The sequence below is a fragment of the Pseudomonas sp. IPO3778 genome, from assembly GCF_013386825.1.
GTDB lineage: Bacteria > Pseudomonadota > Gammaproteobacteria > Pseudomonadales > Pseudomonadaceae > Aquipseudomonas.
In genome coordinates this window covers 60,784-77,537 of record NZ_JACARC010000044.1, presented here as the reverse complement: position 1 = coordinate 77,537, position 16,754 = coordinate 60,784, and the positions used below count along the sequence as shown (strand labels likewise).

Sequence of the window (16,754 nt, the reverse complement as noted above, 5' to 3'; positions counted from 1 at the left end):
CCGAGCCGTTCAATTATTTGAACGCAGCCTGCAGCGAGGCGAAATACACACCCCCTGTGAGATCGCTTGGTTACTACATGTTGTGGGTGTGTATTACGCCATTTTTCGCTCTCGCTTTCGCTGGCTTAAGACGAGGAGAGTATCTATTAAGTTAAAGATATTCAAGATGAAGATGCGACCCTAAACCAGCCTGGAAACCGTGTCATGAGGGATCATCAAGGGACCTATTTCCTATCGCCTTGAAGGCGACGCTAGTGGAGCTTCTTCGGTTTAAGCCACGACGGCGTTTATGGGCAATTCGAACTCAAAGGCCGATCGCCCTGGCGATCTTGTAAATGATCAATAGGTCTACAGTTTTTAGGGCAGTTAAACGACGAGGGGGTGGGGCGCTGAAACGTTTCCTGATGTTTCCTCATGCCCTGGCCTGATGCCGCTGGATTCACACGACGAACGTTGCTGGCGCTGCTGCCGAGGGCGGGCCATAGTTTTTGTCCGAAGCGCTCAGCCCACAATAAAGAGACTGGCCATGACCAAGACTCTCCACCACCGTGCCTGTCATCTGTGCGAAGCCATCTGCGGCCTGACACTGGAAACCACCCAGGGCGAAGACGGGAGCCTCGCGATCACCTCGATCAAGGGCGATCCTCTGGACACCTTCAGCCGTGGTCATATCTGCCCGAAGGCCGTGGCCCTGCAAGACATCCAGAACGACCCGGACCGCCTGCACCAGCCCATGTTGCGGGTAGGCAGCGAGTGGCAACCAATCCCGTGGGACGACGCCTTTGCGCTCGTAGCCGAGCGCCTTGCGGGCATCCAGGCACGTCATGGGCAGAACGCGGTGGCGGTGTACCAGGGCAATCCGAGCGTGCACAACTATGGCCTGATGACCCACAGCAACTACTTCCTGGGCCAACTCAAGACCCGCAACCGTTTTTCTGCCACGTCGGTGGATCAGTTGCCCCACCACCTCACCAGTCACCTGATGTACGGCCACGGCCTGTTGCTGCCGATCCCGGACATCGACCATACCGATTTCATGCTGATTCTTGGCGGCAACCCGTTGGCGTCCAACGGCAGCATCATGACGGTGCCGGATGTGGAGAAACGGTTGAAGGCCATTCAGGCCCGGGGTGGCAAAGTGGTGGTGGTTGATCCGCGTCGCAGCGAGACAGCGGCGATGGCGGACCAGCATCTGTTTGTGCGCCCGGGCGGCGATGCCGCGTTGTTGTTCGGGTTGCTCAATACACTGTTTGCCGAGAACCTGACCCGTGACAGTCACCTGCCGGTGGACGGCCTGGAGGACGTGCGCCACGCCGTGGCCGGATTCACTGCCGAGGCCATGAGCCGTCAATGCGCGGTGCCTGCCGAGCAGATCCGCCAACTGGCGCGGGATTTCGCCGCGGCTGACAAGGCGGTGTGTTATGGCCGCATGGGCGTGTCGACCCAGGCGTTCGGCACCCTGTGCCATTGGCTGGTGCAGTTGATCAACCTGGTCACCGGTAACCTGGACCAAGTGGGCGGCGCCTTGTGCACCACGCCGGCGGTCGACCTGGTGGCTTCCACCTCCGGCGGGCATTTCAATCGCTGGCAGAGCCGGGTTTCCGGGCGGCCGGAATACGCTGGCGAGTTGCCGGTATCAGCACTGGCTGAAGAAATGCTCACCGAGGGCGAAGGGCAAATCCGCGCCCTGGTGACGGTGGCGGGTAATCCGGTGCTGTCCACACCCAATGGCCGGCAACTGGAGCAGGCGCTGGATGGCCTCGAGTTCATGGTCAGCGTCGACCTGTACATCAACGAAACCACGCGCTATGCCGACCTGATCCTGCCGTCCACCTCGGCGCTGGAAAACGATCACTACGACACCACGTTCAACATGTTCGCGGTGCGCAACGTCACCCGCTTCAACCGCGCGATCCTGCCCAAACCCGAGGGCGCGTTGCACGACTGGGAAATCTTCGTCGGTCTCGCCCAGGCGTTTGCCGAAAAAACCGGCAACGCGCTCAAGCCGACCATGCCACCCGCGCAGATGATCGACTTCGGGCTGCGGGCCGGGCCCTATGGCGACAGGTTGTCCATTGCCGCGCTGGCGGATCATCCCCACGGCCTGGACCTTGGGCCGCTGAAGCCCAACCTGGCCGGGCGCATGAAAACCGCCAATGGCCGTTTGCAGGCCGCTCCACCGGTGATCCTCGCCGACCTGGCGCGCTTTGCGGCGCAGCCAGTGCCCGAGGTGAACGAGCTGCTGCTGATCGGCCGCCGGCACGTGCGCAGCAATAATTCCTGGATGCATAACTACCACCGGTTGGTGAAGGGCAAGCCCCGCCACCAGTTGCTGATGCATCCCGACGACCTCGCCCATCGTCAGTTGAGTGACGGGCAACGGGTGCGGGTCAGCTCGCGTATCGGCATGATCGAAGTGGAAGTATTGGCCAGCCTGGACATGATGCCCGGCGTAGTCAGCCTGCCCCACGGTTGGGGCCACGGCCGCCCGGGCGTGCAGATGACCATCGCCAGCGGGCAGCCTGGGGCGAGCGCGAATGACCTGACGGATGAGCGGCAACTGGATGAGCTGTCGGGCAACGCGGCGTTGAACGGCGTGCCGGTGCAGGTGGCGGCGGCGTAAGGATTGTCTGTCGGGGAGTCCGAGCGTCACGCTAGGGTTTGCGTTACAATGCGCCACCGTGCCGACCCATGAGTCGGAAAGTTCCAGCCGAGGTGTTCCATGGATATCATCGAAACGATCAAAGAGCAGATTGCCAACAACACTATTCTGCTTTACATGAAGGGCGCACCTAACGCGCCTCAGTGTGGCTTCTCCGCAAAGGCTTCCCAGGCAATCATGCAATGTGGCGAGAAGTTCGCCTACGTGGATATCCTGCAGAACCCGGAAATCCGCGCCAACCTGCCGAAGTACGCCAACTGGCCTACCTTCCCGCAGCTGTGGGTAGCCGGTGAGCTGGTCGGCGGCAGCGACATCATCACCGAAATGGCGGCTGATGGTTCGTTGCAGGCACTGATCAAAGACGCAGCAGAAAAAGCCGCTGCGAAGACCGAAGCCTGATTTGTTTTAGGCTGCGGCAATAAAAAGCCCCGCTTCTCGACAGAGAGCGGGGCTTTTTAGTGGCCGGGAATTGAGGGTTATTCACCCATCTGCGATTGCAGGTAATTCTCGATAGTCACTTTGTCGATCAGGCCGATTTGAGTTTCCAGCCAGTCGATGTGCTCTTCCTGATCTTCAAGGATGTCTTCCAGCAGCTCGCGGCTGCCGAAGTCGCCCTTGGTCTCGCAGTGCGCAATGGCGGCCTTCAGGTCGGTGTGGCTCTTGCGCTCGAAGTTCAGGTCGCAGTTGATCATTTCCTGGGTGTGCTCGCCGATGTTCAGCTTGCCCAGGTCCTGCACGTTCGGCAGGCCTTCCAGGAACAGGATGCGCTTGATCAGCGCGTCAGCGTCCTTCATGGCCTTGATGGATTCTTTGTATTCACGCTTGCCGAGCTTTTCCAGGCCCCAATCGTCATACATGCGGGCATGCAGGAAGTACTGATTGATCGCGACCAGTTCATTGGCAAGGATTTTGTTGAGTTGCTGGATGACTGTAATGTCGCCTTTCATGATGGGGGTCCTGCCCTGTATTCGCTGTATATAGGGCGGAGTTTGAGCGGCGCATTGACTGCTGTCAAACCTAAGTTATTGAATAATAAATGAAAATTAATCGGAATAAGAATGTTTGTGTTCCGCGTCTTGGCGCTAACTATTTGAATTGCAGGCATAAAAAAACCGGACACTAAGTCCGGTTCTTTAAAACACGCTTATTAAGCGTGTGTAAATTCTGCTGAGTAGGGGATCGCAGCCTGGGCAGTTTGCAGCTGCGTCAGGGTTTCCCGTACCACTTGCTTGGCCAGGCAGGCACATTTGCCGCATTGGCTGGCAACGCCGGTGGTTTCACGTACTTCCTTGTAGCTGCAGCAACCTTCATAGATTGCTTCGCGGATTTGTCCGTCGGTGACGCCAGTGCAGAGGCAGACATACATAAGGGAGAACCATCGCGGTTTAAGGCTTAAGTGCGACGGATCTTAATGTTAACGAGAATGATTGTCAAAGTAGTTTCACAAGCCTTTGGTGTTTACGCGCGGGCTCACTGACGAACGGTTTTTTTCCGGTATGATGGTCGGTCTTCACGAAGCGTGATCGCGTCACAGGCCTGTCGTTTAGCTGCGGCACACTGGGGCGGATCCTTTTACTTCAGTCATCACCATCAGGAGATACCCAATGAGCGTACTCGTCGGCAAACAAGCCCCGGATTTCGACGTACCTGCCGTCCTCGGCAATGGCGAAATCGTAGACAGCTTCAAACTGTCTGAAGCCATCAAAGGCAAATACGGCCTGGTGTTCTTCTACCCGCTGGACTTCACCTTCGTCTGCCCTTCGGAGCTGATCGCTCTGGATCACCGCATGGACGACTTCAAGGCACGTAACGTTGAAGTGGTAGCCGTTTCCATCGACTCCCATTTCACCCACAACGCCTGGCGCAACACCGCCATCAATGATGGCGGCATCGGCAAAGTCAAATACACCATGGCTGCCGACATGAAGCACGACATCGCCAAGGCCTACGATGTTGAGTCCGAAGGCGGCGTGGCATTCCGTGGCGCGTTCCTGATCGACGACAAGGGCGTTGTGCGCTCGCAGATCATCAACGACCTGCCGCTGGGCCGTAACATGGAAGAGCTGATCCGCCTGGTCGACGCGCTGCAATTCCACGAAGAGCACGGCGAAGTCTGCCCTGCCAACTGGAAAAAAGGCGACAAAGGCATGAACGCTTCGCCAGAAGGCGTTGCGGCTTACCTGACCGAGAACGCTGGCAAGCTGTAAGCCAGATTCGCGGCACAAAAAAACCGGCCTGAGAGGGCCGGTTTTTTTATGCGCGGGGTTTAACTTCAGTCGCCGAAGTCTTCCCAGCCGCCCATCTGTTTCCAACGGTTGACGATGCCGCAGAACAGCTCGGCCGTCTTCTCGGTGTCGTAGCGGGCCGAGTGGGCCTCACGACCGTCGAAGTCGATGCCGGCAGCCTGGCAGGCCTTCGCCAGCACGGTCTGGCCATAGGCCAAGCCGGCCAGGGTCGCCGTGTCGAAGCTCGAGAACGGGTGAAACGGGTTACGTTTCATGTCCAGGCGCGTGACGGCTGCGTTGAGGAAGCCCAGGTCGAAGCTGCTGTTGTGACCTACCAGGATCGCGCGTTTGCAGCCATTGGCCTTCAACGCCTTGCGCACGCCACGGAAGATGTCGGTCAGCGCCGCTTCTTCACTGACCGCCATACGCAGCGGGTGATCGAGCTTGATCCCGGTGAACTCCAGGGCGGCCGCTTCGATGTTGGCGCCTTCGAACGGCTCGACGCGGAAGAAGTGGGTGTGTTCCGGGAACACGAAACCCTGCTCATCCATGCCGATGGTCGTGGCGGCGATTTCCAGCAATGCGTCGGTGGCGCAATTGAATCCGCCGGTTTCTACGTCGATGACAACCGGCAGGTAGCCACGGAAACGCTCGGCCATCGGGTGACGGGAACCGCCGCCACCGCCGCCGTGTTCCTGGTCGTCGTCGTAATGGTCTTCACTCACGGGTGTTCCTCCAGCAGGCGCCAGCGCAGTGTTTCACCGGCGCGCAGCGGGATAACGGTCAGCTCGCCAAACGGCAGACTGGTGGGGGCGGTCCAGTCTTCACGGACCAGGGTAATGCGGTCGGTATTCGCCGGCAGGCCGTAGAAGCGCGGGCCGTTGAGGCTGGCGAAACCTTCAAGCTTGTCCAAGGCGTTGCGTTGTTCGAACGCTTCGGCATACAACTCGATCGCCGCATACGCGGTGTAGCAACCGGCACAACCGCACGCGGCTTCCTTGGCGTGTTGGGCGTGGGGTGCAGAGTCAGTGCCGAGGAAAAACTTCTCGCTGCCACTGGTGGCGGCGTCGAGCAGCGCCACCTGGTGAGTGTTGCGCTTGAGAATCGGCAGGCAATAGAAGTGCGGCCGAATCCCGCCCACCAGCATGTGGTTGCGGTTGTACAAGAGGTGATGCGCGGTGATGGTCGCGCCGACGTTGGCCGAAGCCTCCGTGACGAACTGCACGGCATCGGCCGTGGTGATGTGTTCGAACACCACCTTGAGGGTCGGGAACAGCTCGACCACGCGGCGCATATGCTCGTCGATGAAGACCTTTTCACGATCGAACACATCGACATCGCCACGGGTAACCTCGCCGTGGATCAGCAACGGCATGCCCACTTCGGCCATGGCTTCGATGGCCGGCAGGATCTTGTCGATACTGGTCACGCCGGAATCGGAGTTGGTGGTCGCGCCGGCCGGGTACAGCTTGGCGGCGTAGACGAAACCGCTGGCTTTGGCCTGGCGAATTTCTTCGGGCTGGGTGCGGTCGGTCAGGTATAGCACCATCAGCGGTTCGAAGCGGCTGCCGGCCGGTCGTGCAGCGAGAATGCGCTGGCGATAGGCGTCGGCTTCCGCGGCGTTACGCACCGGAGGTACCAGGTTAGGCATGATGATGGCGCGGCCAAACGTGCGCGCTACATCGGCCACGGTTTGGGGCAACGCAGCACCATCGCGAAGATGAATATGCCAGTCGTCGGGACGCAGCAGGGTCAGGCGGTCGGACATTGGGGATTCCAGGCGGGTCAATCTGGTGGGAATGCTACCGGAAAAGACTCTTGCAGGCACTCGCTATCAAGTTTTGCAGGATGCGACCGATATCCCTGGGTATGCCTTAACGATGTATGACGCCTTGATGTGTTGTAGAAACCAGTGGAGCCTCCCGTGCGCCAGCATTATCTAGCCCTGCTCAGTGTGTTCGCCAGCCTGCCCGCGATGGCCCTCACGTTCCAGACACGTCTGGAGAATATTGAGTGGAAAGTGGAGGGCGACAAATTCGAGTGCCGCTTGAGCCAGCCGATCACCGATTTCGGCTCGGGCGAGTTCGTGCGCCGGGCCGGCGAGCAGGCGACATTTCGTCTCAAAGCGTTTAACGGCTCGTTGGGCGCCGGTTCCGCCACCTTGCTGGCGGCCGCCGCGCCCTGGCAGCCGGGGCGTGGTGATATCAACCTGGGGGCGGTGCGCGTCGGCAGCGGCGACGTGCTGTTTAACAGCTCCCAGGCCCAGGCCGGGCGCTTGTTCACCGGCTTGCTCGAAGGTCGCAGCCCGACGGTGCGGCACTATGGGCGCGAAGGCGGGTACTCCGAGATTCGCCTGCTGCCGGTGAAGTTCAGCCAGGCCTACAACGACTATCAGTTGTGCACCACCAAGCTGCTGCCGATGAACTACGAGCAGGTCAAACAGACTGAAGTGGGCTTCCCGGGCGGAGGGATCGAACTGGACGCGGCGGCCAAGAAGAAACTGTCGGTGATTATCGAGTTCATGAAAGCCGACCCCACGGTTAACCACATCGAGTTGAGCGGCCACTCCGACAACAGCGGCAATCGCCTGACCAACCGGGATGTTTCCCGGCGTCGCGCACTGGCGGTGATGGACTACTTCAAGGCCAATGGCATCCAGGAATCCGAGATCACCCTGCGTTTTTATGGTGAAAGCTACCCGTTGGCGCCGAACACCAACCCGGCCAACCGGGCGAAAAACCGTCGGGTGAATATTCAACTCGAACGGGTAGCCGCCCCCGAGAAACCGGCGCCCCAGGCCAAAGCCCCCGGCAACGCCGCCGCCACCTCATAAGGTGCGGCGTTTCGTCGCCCGCTCGACATAATCTGTCGCTTTATCTTCATTTGCTGTCGCGCCTCTGTAAATTCACGGTTTTGGTCGGTAGAATCGACGCCTTTCCGTACAACCCCGTGGAGTGATGGCATGGCCGACGTAAACAAGGTCGTTCTCGCGTATTCCGGCGGCCTGGACACTTCGGTGATCCTCAAGTGGCTGCAGGATACTTATAACTGTGAAGTGGTGACCTTCACCGCTGACCTGGGTCAGGGCGAAGAGGTCGAACCTGCACGTGCCAAGGCGCAAGCCATGGGCGTGAAAGAGATCTACATTGACGACCTGCGCGAAGAGTTCGTCCGCGATTTCGTTTTCCCGATGTTTCGCGCCAACACCGTCTACGAAGGCGAGTACCTGCTGGGTACTTCCATCGCACGTCCGCTGATCGCCAAGCGCTTGATCGAAATCGCCAACGAAACCGGCGCTGACGCCATTTCCCATGGCGCCACCGGCAAGGGCAACGACCAGGTGCGTTTCGAACTGGGTGCCTACGCCTTGAAGCCAGGCGTAAAAGTGATTGCTCCATGGCGTGAATGGGACCTGCTGTCCCGTGAAAAGCTGATGGACTACGCTGAAAAGCACAACATCCCGATCGAGCGTCACGGCAAGAAGAAGTCCCCGTACTCGATGGACGCCAACTTGCTGCACATCTCCTATGAAGGCGGTGTGCTGGAAGACACCTGGACCGAGCACGAAGAAGACATGTGGAAATGGACCGTCTCCCCGGAGAACGCTCCTGACAAGGCCCAGTACCTGGAACTGACCTACCGCAACGGCGACATCGTCGCGCTGGACGGCGTCGAAATGACCCCGGCCACCGTATTGGCGACCCTGAACCGTATGGGTGGCGAACACGGTATCGGCCGCCTCGACATCGTCGAGAACCGTTACGTGGGCATGAAGTCCCGTGGCTGCTACGAAACCCCGGGTGGCACCATCATGCTGCGCGCTCACCGCGCCATCGAATCCATCACCCTGGACCGTGAAGTGGCTCACCTCAAAGACGAGCTGATGCCCAAGTACGCCAGCCTGATCTACACCGGCTACTGGTGGAGCCCGGAGCGTCTGATGCTGCAGCAGATGATCGACGCTTCCCAGGCCCACGTGAATGGTGTTGTGCGCCTGAAGCTGTACAAGGGCAACGTGATCGTGACCGGTCGCAAGTCTGATGAGTCGTTGTTCGATGCCAATATCGCCACCTTCGAAGAAGATGGCGGCGCCTATAACCAGGCGGACGCGGCAGGCTTCATCAAGCTGAACGCGTTGCGCATGCGCATTGCGGCCAACAAAGGTCGCAAGTTGTTCTGAGTGTTTTAAGTTGTAATGAAAAATGGCCCCTTTAAGGGGCCATTTTTTTTGGGTTGAAAATACAACGACGGTCGTTCGGCGTCTCGGGATGTTTATTCTTTAACTTAAAAACTCTGCGTGCTTCAGGATCTGGCAGCGATGTTTATGTTTTTACGGTGGCAATGTTTATTAATTTTTGTTGATGAGTGATGCAATGTTGAAAGCGACTTTTTTCTTTTGCTCAGGAACTATGTACTACAGAAATTTCACACATAAGTGTACGGCGAATATGTCAGGTGCTGACATGGCGGTAGGATTTATGGAGCGAAGTTAAGCATGTCGAATGGAACTTTTAGAAAGTGGATTTCAGCTCGGTCTCACCGGCTTTTCGATGGGACACAAGGGGCATTTCCTGAAACTTGTGTGCGGCGCGTTTACGCTGCCCCCTGTAATCCTAGGATAATTCACTCAAAATATGTTTGCGCTCGGAAAGTTCTGAAAGCCTCAATAAAGCTGGATACCTCCTGGATGGCGTTTTTTTGTAGGTTAAATCCGATGTCTTTGTGGGTTGCGTCTCTGCTTGCTGTTGCTTGGGGGGGAACGCTATGCCAAGCGGGAAACGACTAGGCTATTGTGTTTGCTCTTAATAATTCGAACAGCGAAATTGGACTTACCCATGAATAAAGTGCTGATCGTGGATGATCATCCCGTCATTCGCCTTGCTGTGCGTATGCTAATGGAACGTCATAGTTATGAGGTCGTTGCCGAGACTGATAACGGTGTCGATGCCTTGCAACTTGCACGGGAGCATATGCCGGACATTGTCATACTGGATATTGGAATCCCCAAACTCGATGGCCTGGAAGTTATATGCCGACTGTCGTCTACCAAACAGGCCCATCCCTTCAAGGTGCTGGTGCTGACGTCCCAGGCCCCTGGGCATTTTTCGATGCGGTGCATGCAGGCGGGTGCCGCCGGCTACGTATGCAAGCAGCAGGACCTCACCGAGCTGTTGAGCGCCGTCAAGGCGGTGCTGTGCGGGTACAGCTACTTCCCCAACCAGGCGCTCAATTCAGTGCGTTCCACAATGGGCAATGCCAGCGAAGCCGACATGGTCGAGCGCCTGTCCGGCCGGGAGATGATGGTGTTGCAGCAACTGGCCCGCGGCAAGACCAACAAGGAGATCGCTGATGGTATGTTCCTGAGCAACAAAACCGTGAGTACCTACAAGACCCGCTTGCTGCTCAAACTCAACGCGCGCTCCCTGGTGGACTTGATCGAACTGGCCCAGCGCAACGGGTTGGTGTAGCCAGCCACAGGCTGGCATGCAGTCAGAAAAAAGCCTCCGTCAGGGAGGCTTCTGTTTGTCGTTGGGTCGATTAGAGGTCGAAGTCGTAATCGGCCAACTGTTTTTGCAAGCGCCGCTCTTCCAGAAGGTTGTCGATGGTGCGGCGTTTGCTCAAATTGGTCTTGGCCACCTCTACCGGTGCTTCCGCTGCCTCATCGTCGGATTCACCGCCAACAACGTCGTCTTCTACATCCAGTTGTTCTTTGCCAGTGCTCATAAGGTTAACTCCAGGCTAAGACTGCCGTTGGCGCTCCTTATAACGATAATCTCGGGCCCGGTAAAAAAGATTTTTTCAATCGACTCATCGAGAAAAGCAATGATGGCTCAATCGTCGGAAGTCTTTTCCTTGTATTCGCACAGGTCTTCGATGCGGCAACTGCCACAGCGTGGCTTGCGGGCCTGGCACACGTAGCGTCCATGAAGGATCAGCCAGTGGTGTGAATCCAGCAAATAGGGCTTGGGCACAAACTTCATCAGTTGTTTTTCCACCTCCACCACATTTTTTCCGCGGGCGATGCCGGTGCGGTTGCTGACCCGAAAGATGTGCGTGTCCACCGCCATGGTCAATTGGCGAAATGCGGTATTGAGCACCACGTTGGCGGTCTTGCGACCGACCCCGGGCAGGGCTTCGAGGGCTTCCCGTGTTTGCGGCACTTCGCTGCCGTGCAACTCCACCAGCAGTCGGCAGGTTTCGATGACGTTCTTCGCCTTGCTGTTGTAAAGCCCGATGGTCTTGATGTACTCGGACAACCCCTCAACTCCCAGGGCGTAGATCGCCGCCGGCGTATTGGCCACCGGATACAACTTGGCCGTGGCCTTGTTGACGCCGACGTCTGTGGACTGGGCCGAGAGAATCACCGCGATCAGCAACTCGAACGGCGAGGAATAGGCCAGTTCGGTTTTCGGTTCCGGGTTGTCTTCGTGAAGCCGGCGGAAAATTTCCAGGCGTTTTGCGGCGTTCATGGGGCGAGCGGTTCCTTGCAGACAGTCAGTGTGGTTATGAAAAACGGGCCCAGGCGTGTTGCTCGGCGGGCAATAACCGCAGCAGGATAAACGCGGCGGTCACCAGCAGTACATGCTTCATCGCGTGCGTCTCATGATCAAGGGGTTCAGGTGCGGGCATCAGCCACCACCAGTGCTGCAAGCGCCTGCTCTGCTGTTTCGAAGTGCTGTTGCAGAATGATCAACTGCGACTGCTGTTCAAAGGTCGGCGGGTGGCCAAAAGCTTTCAGGGATTTGTGCAACTGGGCACGGCTCATGGCCAGGTTGATCTTGGCCTTCTTCAAGGCGGCGTCCAGGGCGGCGGCTTTTTGTGCACGAACCCGCTCAATGGCCGCCTGGACCGGGTTAACCGTGGCCGCAGCTACCGGGGCGGCGCGCTTGATGCGTGCCAGGCGTTCGGCAAGTTGCCGTTCCTCCTCGCGTTGCAGCCTCGCGTTGCGCTGTTCAAACCGTCGGCGGGCCCGATCGCGCTTGAGGCTGCGTGCGTGGCGCTCATGATCATTGGAGGCCAGGCCGCCGACAATCGGTACCACCGTGGTCAACGGACGCATTTCGATGCAGTCCACCGGGCAGGGTGCCACGCACAGGTCGCAACCCGTGCACTCGTCGACAATCACCGTGTGCATCAATTTGGCAGCACCGACGATAGCGTCCACCGGGCAGGCCTGGATGCATTTGGTACAGCCGATGCACTCCGCTTCACGGATAAATGCGATCTGTGCGGGCGCCTCACCTCGGGATGTGTCCAGCTCCAGCACCGGGACCTTCAACAGGTGTGCCAGGCCGGCGATGGTTTCCCGGCCGCCCGGTGGACACTTGTTGATCGCCTCGCCTTGGGCAATGCCTTCTGCATAGGGCTTGCAACCAGGATGCCCACATTTGCCACATTGGGTTTGCGGCAACAGGGCGTCTATGCGTGAAATCAGGCTCATGGTTTGATCATTGCGTTGGAACCCGGAAAAGCCACGGTCAGCAGCATCTGCAGCGCGAAGTCGCTGATCAAGGCTGTGTTGACAAGGAGTAGCGGTGTATCGGTCATGGTCGTGCCGGGTTAAGCCAACAGAATCCGATTATCCGGCAAGCGAGGAGGGGGTACTAGCTGAAACCACCCCATGGCCGAGACCATGGGGCCGTTCGCAGTGTTACTTGATGCGCTGACCCGGCTTGGCGCCGCTGTCCGGGCTCAACAGGTAGATCTCTTCACCGCCAGGGCCGGCCGCCATCACCATGCCTTCGGAGATACCGAACTTCATTTTCCGTGGTTTGAGGTTGGCGATCATCATGGTCAGGCGACCATCGAGCTTGGACGGGTCCGGATAGGCGCTCTTGATCCCGGAGAACACGTTGCGTTGCTCGTCACCGATGTCCAGGGTCAGGCGCAGCAGCTTGTCGGCGCCTTCCACGGCTTCGGCCTTGATGATCAATGCCACCCGCAGGTCAACCGCGGCAAAGGCGTCGAAGTCGATTTCCGGCGACAGCGGATCTTTCGCCAGTTCGCCATTGCCCGCCGGGGCCGTTTCGCCGGTGTCGGTCTGGCTGGCCTCGAGGTCTTCCTTCGATGCGTCGCTCATGGCCTGGACTTTTACCGGGTCGATACGGGTCATCAGCGGCTTGAACTCGTTCAACTGATGGTTGCCGAGCAAGGTTGTGTGGTCATTCCAGGTCAGCGGCGGCACGTTGAGGAATGCCTCGGCGTCGGCCGCCAGCAGTGGCAGTACCGGCTTGAGGAAGATCACCAGTTGGCGGAACAGGTTGACGCCCGTGGCGCAGATGGCCTGGACTTCAGCCTGCTTGCCTTCCTGTTTGTTCAGCGACCACGGTGCCTTGTCGGCGATCCAGGCGTTGGCGCGGTCGGCCAGGCCCATGATCTCGCGCATGGCGCGGGCAAAGTCGCGGGCTTCATAGGCGTCGGCGATGCTTGGCGCGGCGGCCAGGAACGCGTCGGTCAGCTCCGGTGCGGCGTTTTCCGCCACCAGTACACCGGCATTGCCCTTGTGGATAAACCCGGCGCAACGACTGGCGATGTTGACGACTTTACCCACGAGGTCCGAGTTGACCTTCTGCACGAAGTCTTCCAGGTTCAGGTCCAGGTCGTCGACGCCACGGCCCAGCTTGGAGGCGTAGTAGTAGCGCAGGTATTCCGGCGACAGGTGGTCCAGGTAGGTACGCGCCTTGATAAAGGTGCCACGGGACTTGGACATCTTCTGGCCATTGACCGTCAGGTAGCCGTGAACCGCAATGCCGGTCGGCTTGCGGTAGCCCGAGCCTTCAAGCATTGCAGGCCAGAACAGCGCATGGAAGTTGACGATGTCCTTGCCGATGAAGTGGTACAGCTCGGCCGTGGAATCCTTGTTCCAGAACGCATCGAAGTCCAGCTCCGGCGTACGGTCGCACAGGTTCTTGAAGCTGGCCATGTAGCCGATCGGCGCGTCCAGCCACACATAGAAGTACTTGCCAGGCTCGCCCGGGATCTCGAAGCCGAAGTACGGCGCATCGCGGGAGATGTCCCACTGCTGCAGGCCGGCGTCCAGCCATTCGGCGATCTTGTTGGCCACGGCGTCTTGCAGGGTGCCGCTGCGGGTCCAGGTTTGCAGCATCTGCTGGAAATCCGGGAGCTTGAAGAAGAAGTGCTGGGAATCCTTGAGCACCGGGGTGGCGCCAGAGATGGCCGACTTCGGATTCTTCAGGTCGGTAGGTGCATAAGTGGCGCCGCATTTTTCGCAGTTATCGCCGTACTGGTCTTCAGTGCCGCACTTCGGGCAGGTGCCCTTGATGAAGCGGTCGGCCAGGAACATTTTCTTTTCCGGGTCGAAATACTGGGTGATCGAGCGCGTGTCGATGTGCCCGGCGTCTTTGAGACGCAGGTAAATCTGGCTCGACAGCTCGCGGTTTTCTTCGGAGTGGGTCGAGTGGAAGTTATCGAAGTCCACCAGGAACTCGGCAAAGTCGGCGCTGTGTTCAGCCTGAACATTGGCGATCAGTTGTTCCGGGGTGATGCCTTCCTTCTCGGCGCGCAACATGATGGCCGAACCGTGGGCGTCGTCCGCGCAGACATAAATGCATTGATTGCCGCGATGCTTCTGGAAGCGCACCCACATATCGGTCTGGATGTACTCAAGCATATGGCCAAGGTGGATAGAACCATTGGCATAGGGCAGGGCGCTGGTGACGAGGATCTTGCGTGGCTCGGACATGGGGCTCGGCTACTTGATGAAACGGAGGTCGGCCACTATAAAGCGCCGGGAAATTTATTTCACCCCGTGCGGCTGTTTCAGGATTTTCCTGGCGGCCGAAAGCGTGCCGCTGGAGCGCTGGAACGGTTAGGATAGCCGCCTGTTTTAGTCAGTCTTTTTCGGGAGTAGCCCATGAGCGCCGTCAATCGCGCAGCGGTGGAAGCCGTTCTTCGCCAGTACACCGACCCCTACCTGAACCAGGACCCGGTCAGCGCCGGGTGTGTGCGGGCCATCGACGTACAGGGTGACAAGGTGTCGGTCCAGCTTGAGCTGGGCTATGCCGCCGGTCTGTTCAAGAGCGGCTGGGCGCAGATGCTGCAAATGGCCATAGAAGGCCTGGACGGCGTCGGCTCGGCCAAGGTCGACATTCAGTGCGTGATCGCCCCGCACAAGGCCCAGGCGCAGATCCCGGGCCTGGCCAACGTCAAGAACGTGGTGGCCGTGGCCTCCGGCAAGGGTGGCGTGGGTAAATCCACCACCGCCGCCAACCTGGCCCTGGCCCTGGCCCGGGAAGGCGCGCGCGTCGGCATTCTTGACGCCGACATCTATGGCCCGAGCCAAGGCGTGATGTTCGGCATCGCCGAAGGCACCCGGCCGAAGATCAAGGACCAGAAATGGTTCGTGCCCATCGAGTCCCATGGCGTGGAAGTCATGTCCATGGCCTTCCTGACCGACGACAACACGCCGATGGTGTGGCGCGGCCCGATGGTTTCCGGCGCGTTGCTGCAACTGGTCACACAGACCGACTGGGGCAACCTGGACTACCTGGTGATCGACATGCCACCGGGCACCGGCGATATCCAGCTGACCCTGGCGCAGAAAGTGCCGGTGGCCGGTTCGGTAATCGTCACCACGCCCCAGGACCTGGCGCTGCTGGACGCCCGCAAGGGCGTGGAGATGTTCCGCAAGGTCAATATCCCGGTGCTGGGCGTGGTGGAAAACATGGCGGTGCACATTTGCTCCAACTGCGGCCACGCCGAGCACCTGTTCGGTGAAGGCGGCGGCGAGAAGCTGGCGACCCAGTATGGGGTTGAACTACTGGCGTCGTTGCCGCTGTCCATAGGGATTCGTGAGCAGGCCGACGGCGGCAGGCCGACGGTGGTTGCCGAGCCCGATGGCCAGATTGCCATGGTCTACCAGGAACTGGCCCGTCATGTAGGGGCGCGCATCGTCCTGCAGGAAGCCGAGGCCCAGGCGATGCCGACCATCACTGTCAGCGACGACTGATCCATCCGATGGGAAAGAAGCCTCGACTCTGTCGGGGCTTTTTCTTGCCCGGCGAATCCTTAAGGATCACTTTTTACCCTTTTGCGTAATTGCTGGTGTAAGCATTCACTTACTTTTTCGTAAGTGTTTGGGGGTTTTCGCCGGTGCGGACGCCTCGAATCAAGCGCCTATATTTCTATCTTATTGAAATATAACAATTATTTATTGTTTGTTGAGCGCAGGAACTTGTCGTTCCACGATTTGGATCCCGTTGAACTTCCCCGGGAACTCTCTAAGATCAGCCCTGTGTCCACGGATTGACACAGTCATCACGGAACGATGATTCAGGGAACCTCGCAGGATGCGATTCATCAGGACGATGAAAAGGAACACAGGGACTAGGGAAAAAATGTGGGCGGGTCATACCGCCCCTTTTTTTTGCCTGTAGAAAAGTGAAACCCGCTCCCTAGAAACGCAAAAAGGCCCGCAAGGGGCCTTTTGGAGGACGTCGAGGCTATCAGCGCTCGAGTTCAGCGATCTTGCCTTTTTTGCCATCCCACTCTGCCGCATCCGGCATCGGGTCTTTGCGCTCAGTGATATTTGGCCAGATTTCCGCCAGATCAACGTTCAGCTGAATAAATTCCTGCATCTCTGCCGGGACTTCGTCCTCGGAGAAAATCGCGACGGCCGGGCATTCTGGCTCACACAGGGCGCAGTCAATGCACTCGTCCGGGTGGATGACCAGGAAGTTCGGGCCTTCGTAGAAGCAGTCCACCGGACACACTTCTACGCAGTCGGTGTACTTGCACTTGATGCAGTTGTCGGTGACGACGAAGGTCATTTCTAATTTTCTCCTCAGGCGGCGGCAGCGAAACCCCTTGTGGCAGGGCTCGCGAGGTTCGGGAGCGATAGTCTGCAG

General features: G+C 58.7%; 16 protein-coding genes and 1 pseudogene. 7 read left to right on the top strand and 10 right to left on the bottom strand.

The window, feature by feature from the left end:
* Positions 1-526: 526 nt before the first annotated feature.
* Both HX855_RS24045 and grxD read left to right on the top strand, forming a co-directional pair.
* Positions 527-2,623, top strand: coding sequence for a molybdopterin oxidoreductase family protein (locus HX855_RS24045; RefSeq protein WP_177084751.1), 2,097 nt, complete (start codon positions 527-529; stop codon positions 2,621-2,623).
* Positions 2,624-2,722: 99 nt separating this feature from the next.
* Positions 2,723-3,061, top strand: coding sequence for a Grx4 family monothiol glutaredoxin (gene grxD / locus HX855_RS24040; RefSeq protein ID WP_034118308.1), 339 nt, complete (start codon positions 2,723-2,725; stop codon positions 3,059-3,061).
* A gap of 77 nt (positions 3,062-3,138) precedes the next feature.
* Here grxD and bfr read toward each other — a convergent pair whose 3' ends face one another.
* Together bfr and HX855_RS24030 are read right to left on the bottom strand one after the other, a co-directional pair.
* Positions 3,139-3,609, bottom strand: coding sequence for a bacterioferritin (gene bfr, locus HX855_RS24035; RefSeq protein ID WP_010170157.1), 471 nt, complete (start codon positions 3,607-3,609; stop codon positions 3,139-3,141).
* A 200-nt stretch (positions 3,610-3,809) separates the two neighbouring features.
* Complete coding sequence (locus HX855_RS24030) at positions 3,810-4,028, bottom strand: bacterioferritin-associated ferredoxin (RefSeq protein WP_003208706.1); 219 nt, start codon at positions 4,026-4,028, stop codon at positions 3,810-3,812.
* Positions 4,029-4,266: 238 nt separating this feature from the next.
* Between HX855_RS24030 and HX855_RS24025 the strand changes: the two genes are divergently transcribed.
* Positions 4,267-4,869, top strand: coding sequence for a peroxiredoxin (locus HX855_RS24025; protein ID WP_003172097.1), 603 nt, complete (start codon positions 4,267-4,269; stop codon positions 4,867-4,869).
* A 65-nt stretch (positions 4,870-4,934) separates the two neighbouring features.
* Here the strand turns inward: HX855_RS24025 and rnt are convergent, their stop codons facing one another.
* Together rnt and pyrC are read right to left on the bottom strand one after the other, a co-directional pair.
* On the bottom strand, positions 4,935-5,612 hold the full coding sequence (gene rnt, locus HX855_RS24020) for a ribonuclease T (RefSeq protein WP_076015417.1): 678 nt from the start codon (positions 5,610-5,612) through the stop codon (positions 4,935-4,937).
* Positions 5,609-6,655, bottom strand: a complete 1,047-nt coding sequence (gene pyrC, locus HX855_RS24015; RefSeq protein ID WP_177084753.1) for a dihydroorotase — start codon at positions 6,653-6,655, stop codon at positions 5,609-5,611. Before pyrC ends, rnt begins: the two co-directional genes overlap by 4 nt.
* A 156-nt stretch (positions 6,656-6,811) precedes the next feature.
* Between pyrC and HX855_RS24010 the strand changes: the two genes are divergently transcribed.
* The 3 genes from HX855_RS24010 (at position 6,812) to HX855_RS24000 (ending at position 10,355) form a co-directional block, all read left to right on the top strand.
* The gene (locus HX855_RS24010; protein ID WP_177084755.1) at positions 6,812-7,720 is read left to right on the top strand and encodes an OmpA family protein; all 909 of its coding nucleotides are present in this window, start codon (positions 6,812-6,814) and stop codon (positions 7,718-7,720) included.
* 129 nt (positions 7,721-7,849) lie between these two features.
* Positions 7,850-9,067, top strand: coding sequence for an argininosuccinate synthase (locus HX855_RS24005; protein WP_177084757.1), 1,218 nt, complete (start codon positions 7,850-7,852; stop codon positions 9,065-9,067).
* A 655-nt stretch (positions 9,068-9,722) separates the two neighbouring features.
* A complete protein-coding gene (locus HX855_RS24000; RefSeq protein ID WP_003208698.1) occupies positions 9,723-10,355 on the top strand; it encodes a response regulator transcription factor in 633 nt (210 codons plus the stop codon).
* Positions 10,356-10,425: 70 nt separating this feature from the next.
* On the opposite strand, the gene HX855_RS23995 is transcribed toward HX855_RS24000, so the two are convergent.
* The 5 genes and pseudogenes from HX855_RS23995 to metG form a co-directional block, all read right to left on the bottom strand.
* Positions 10,426-10,611: a PA3496 family putative envelope integrity protein gene (locus HX855_RS23995; RefSeq protein ID WP_177084759.1), complete on the bottom strand. Its 186-nt coding sequence runs from the start codon at positions 10,609-10,611 to the stop codon at positions 10,426-10,428.
* A 107-nt stretch (positions 10,612-10,718) separates the two neighbouring features.
* Positions 10,719-11,357 (bottom strand): endonuclease III, encoded by a 639-nt coding sequence (gene nth, locus HX855_RS23990; protein ID WP_177084761.1) that lies wholly within the window; start codon positions 11,355-11,357, stop codon positions 10,719-10,721.
* A 34-nt stretch (positions 11,358-11,391) separates the two neighbouring features.
* Positions 11,392-11,517: a hypothetical protein gene (locus HX855_RS33480; protein ID WP_256352974.1), complete on the bottom strand. Its 126-nt coding sequence runs from the start codon at positions 11,515-11,517 to the stop codon at positions 11,392-11,394.
* Between the two features lie 10 nt (positions 11,518-11,527).
* Positions 11,528-12,328: pseudogene (rsxB, locus tag HX855_RS23985) on the bottom strand (electron transport complex subunit RsxB); the annotation flags it as partial.
* 210 nt (positions 12,329-12,538) lie between these two features.
* The gene (gene metG, locus HX855_RS23980) at positions 12,539-14,590 is read right to left on the bottom strand and encodes a methionine--tRNA ligase (RefSeq protein ID WP_177084765.1); all 2,052 of its coding nucleotides are present in this window, start codon (positions 14,588-14,590) and stop codon (positions 12,539-12,541) included.
* Positions 14,591-14,761: 171 nt separating this feature from the next.
* Between metG and apbC the strand changes: the two genes are divergently transcribed.
* The gene (gene apbC, locus HX855_RS23975) at positions 14,762-15,856 is read left to right on the top strand and encodes an iron-sulfur cluster carrier protein ApbC (RefSeq protein ID WP_177084767.1); all 1,095 of its coding nucleotides are present in this window, start codon (positions 14,762-14,764) and stop codon (positions 15,854-15,856) included.
* Positions 15,857-16,352: 496 nt separating this feature from the next.
* Here apbC and fdxA read toward each other — a convergent pair whose 3' ends face one another.
* Positions 16,353-16,676: a ferredoxin FdxA gene (gene fdxA, locus HX855_RS23970; protein ID WP_177084769.1), complete on the bottom strand. Its 324-nt coding sequence runs from the start codon at positions 16,674-16,676 to the stop codon at positions 16,353-16,355.
* Positions 16,677-16,754: the final 78 nt, after the last annotated feature.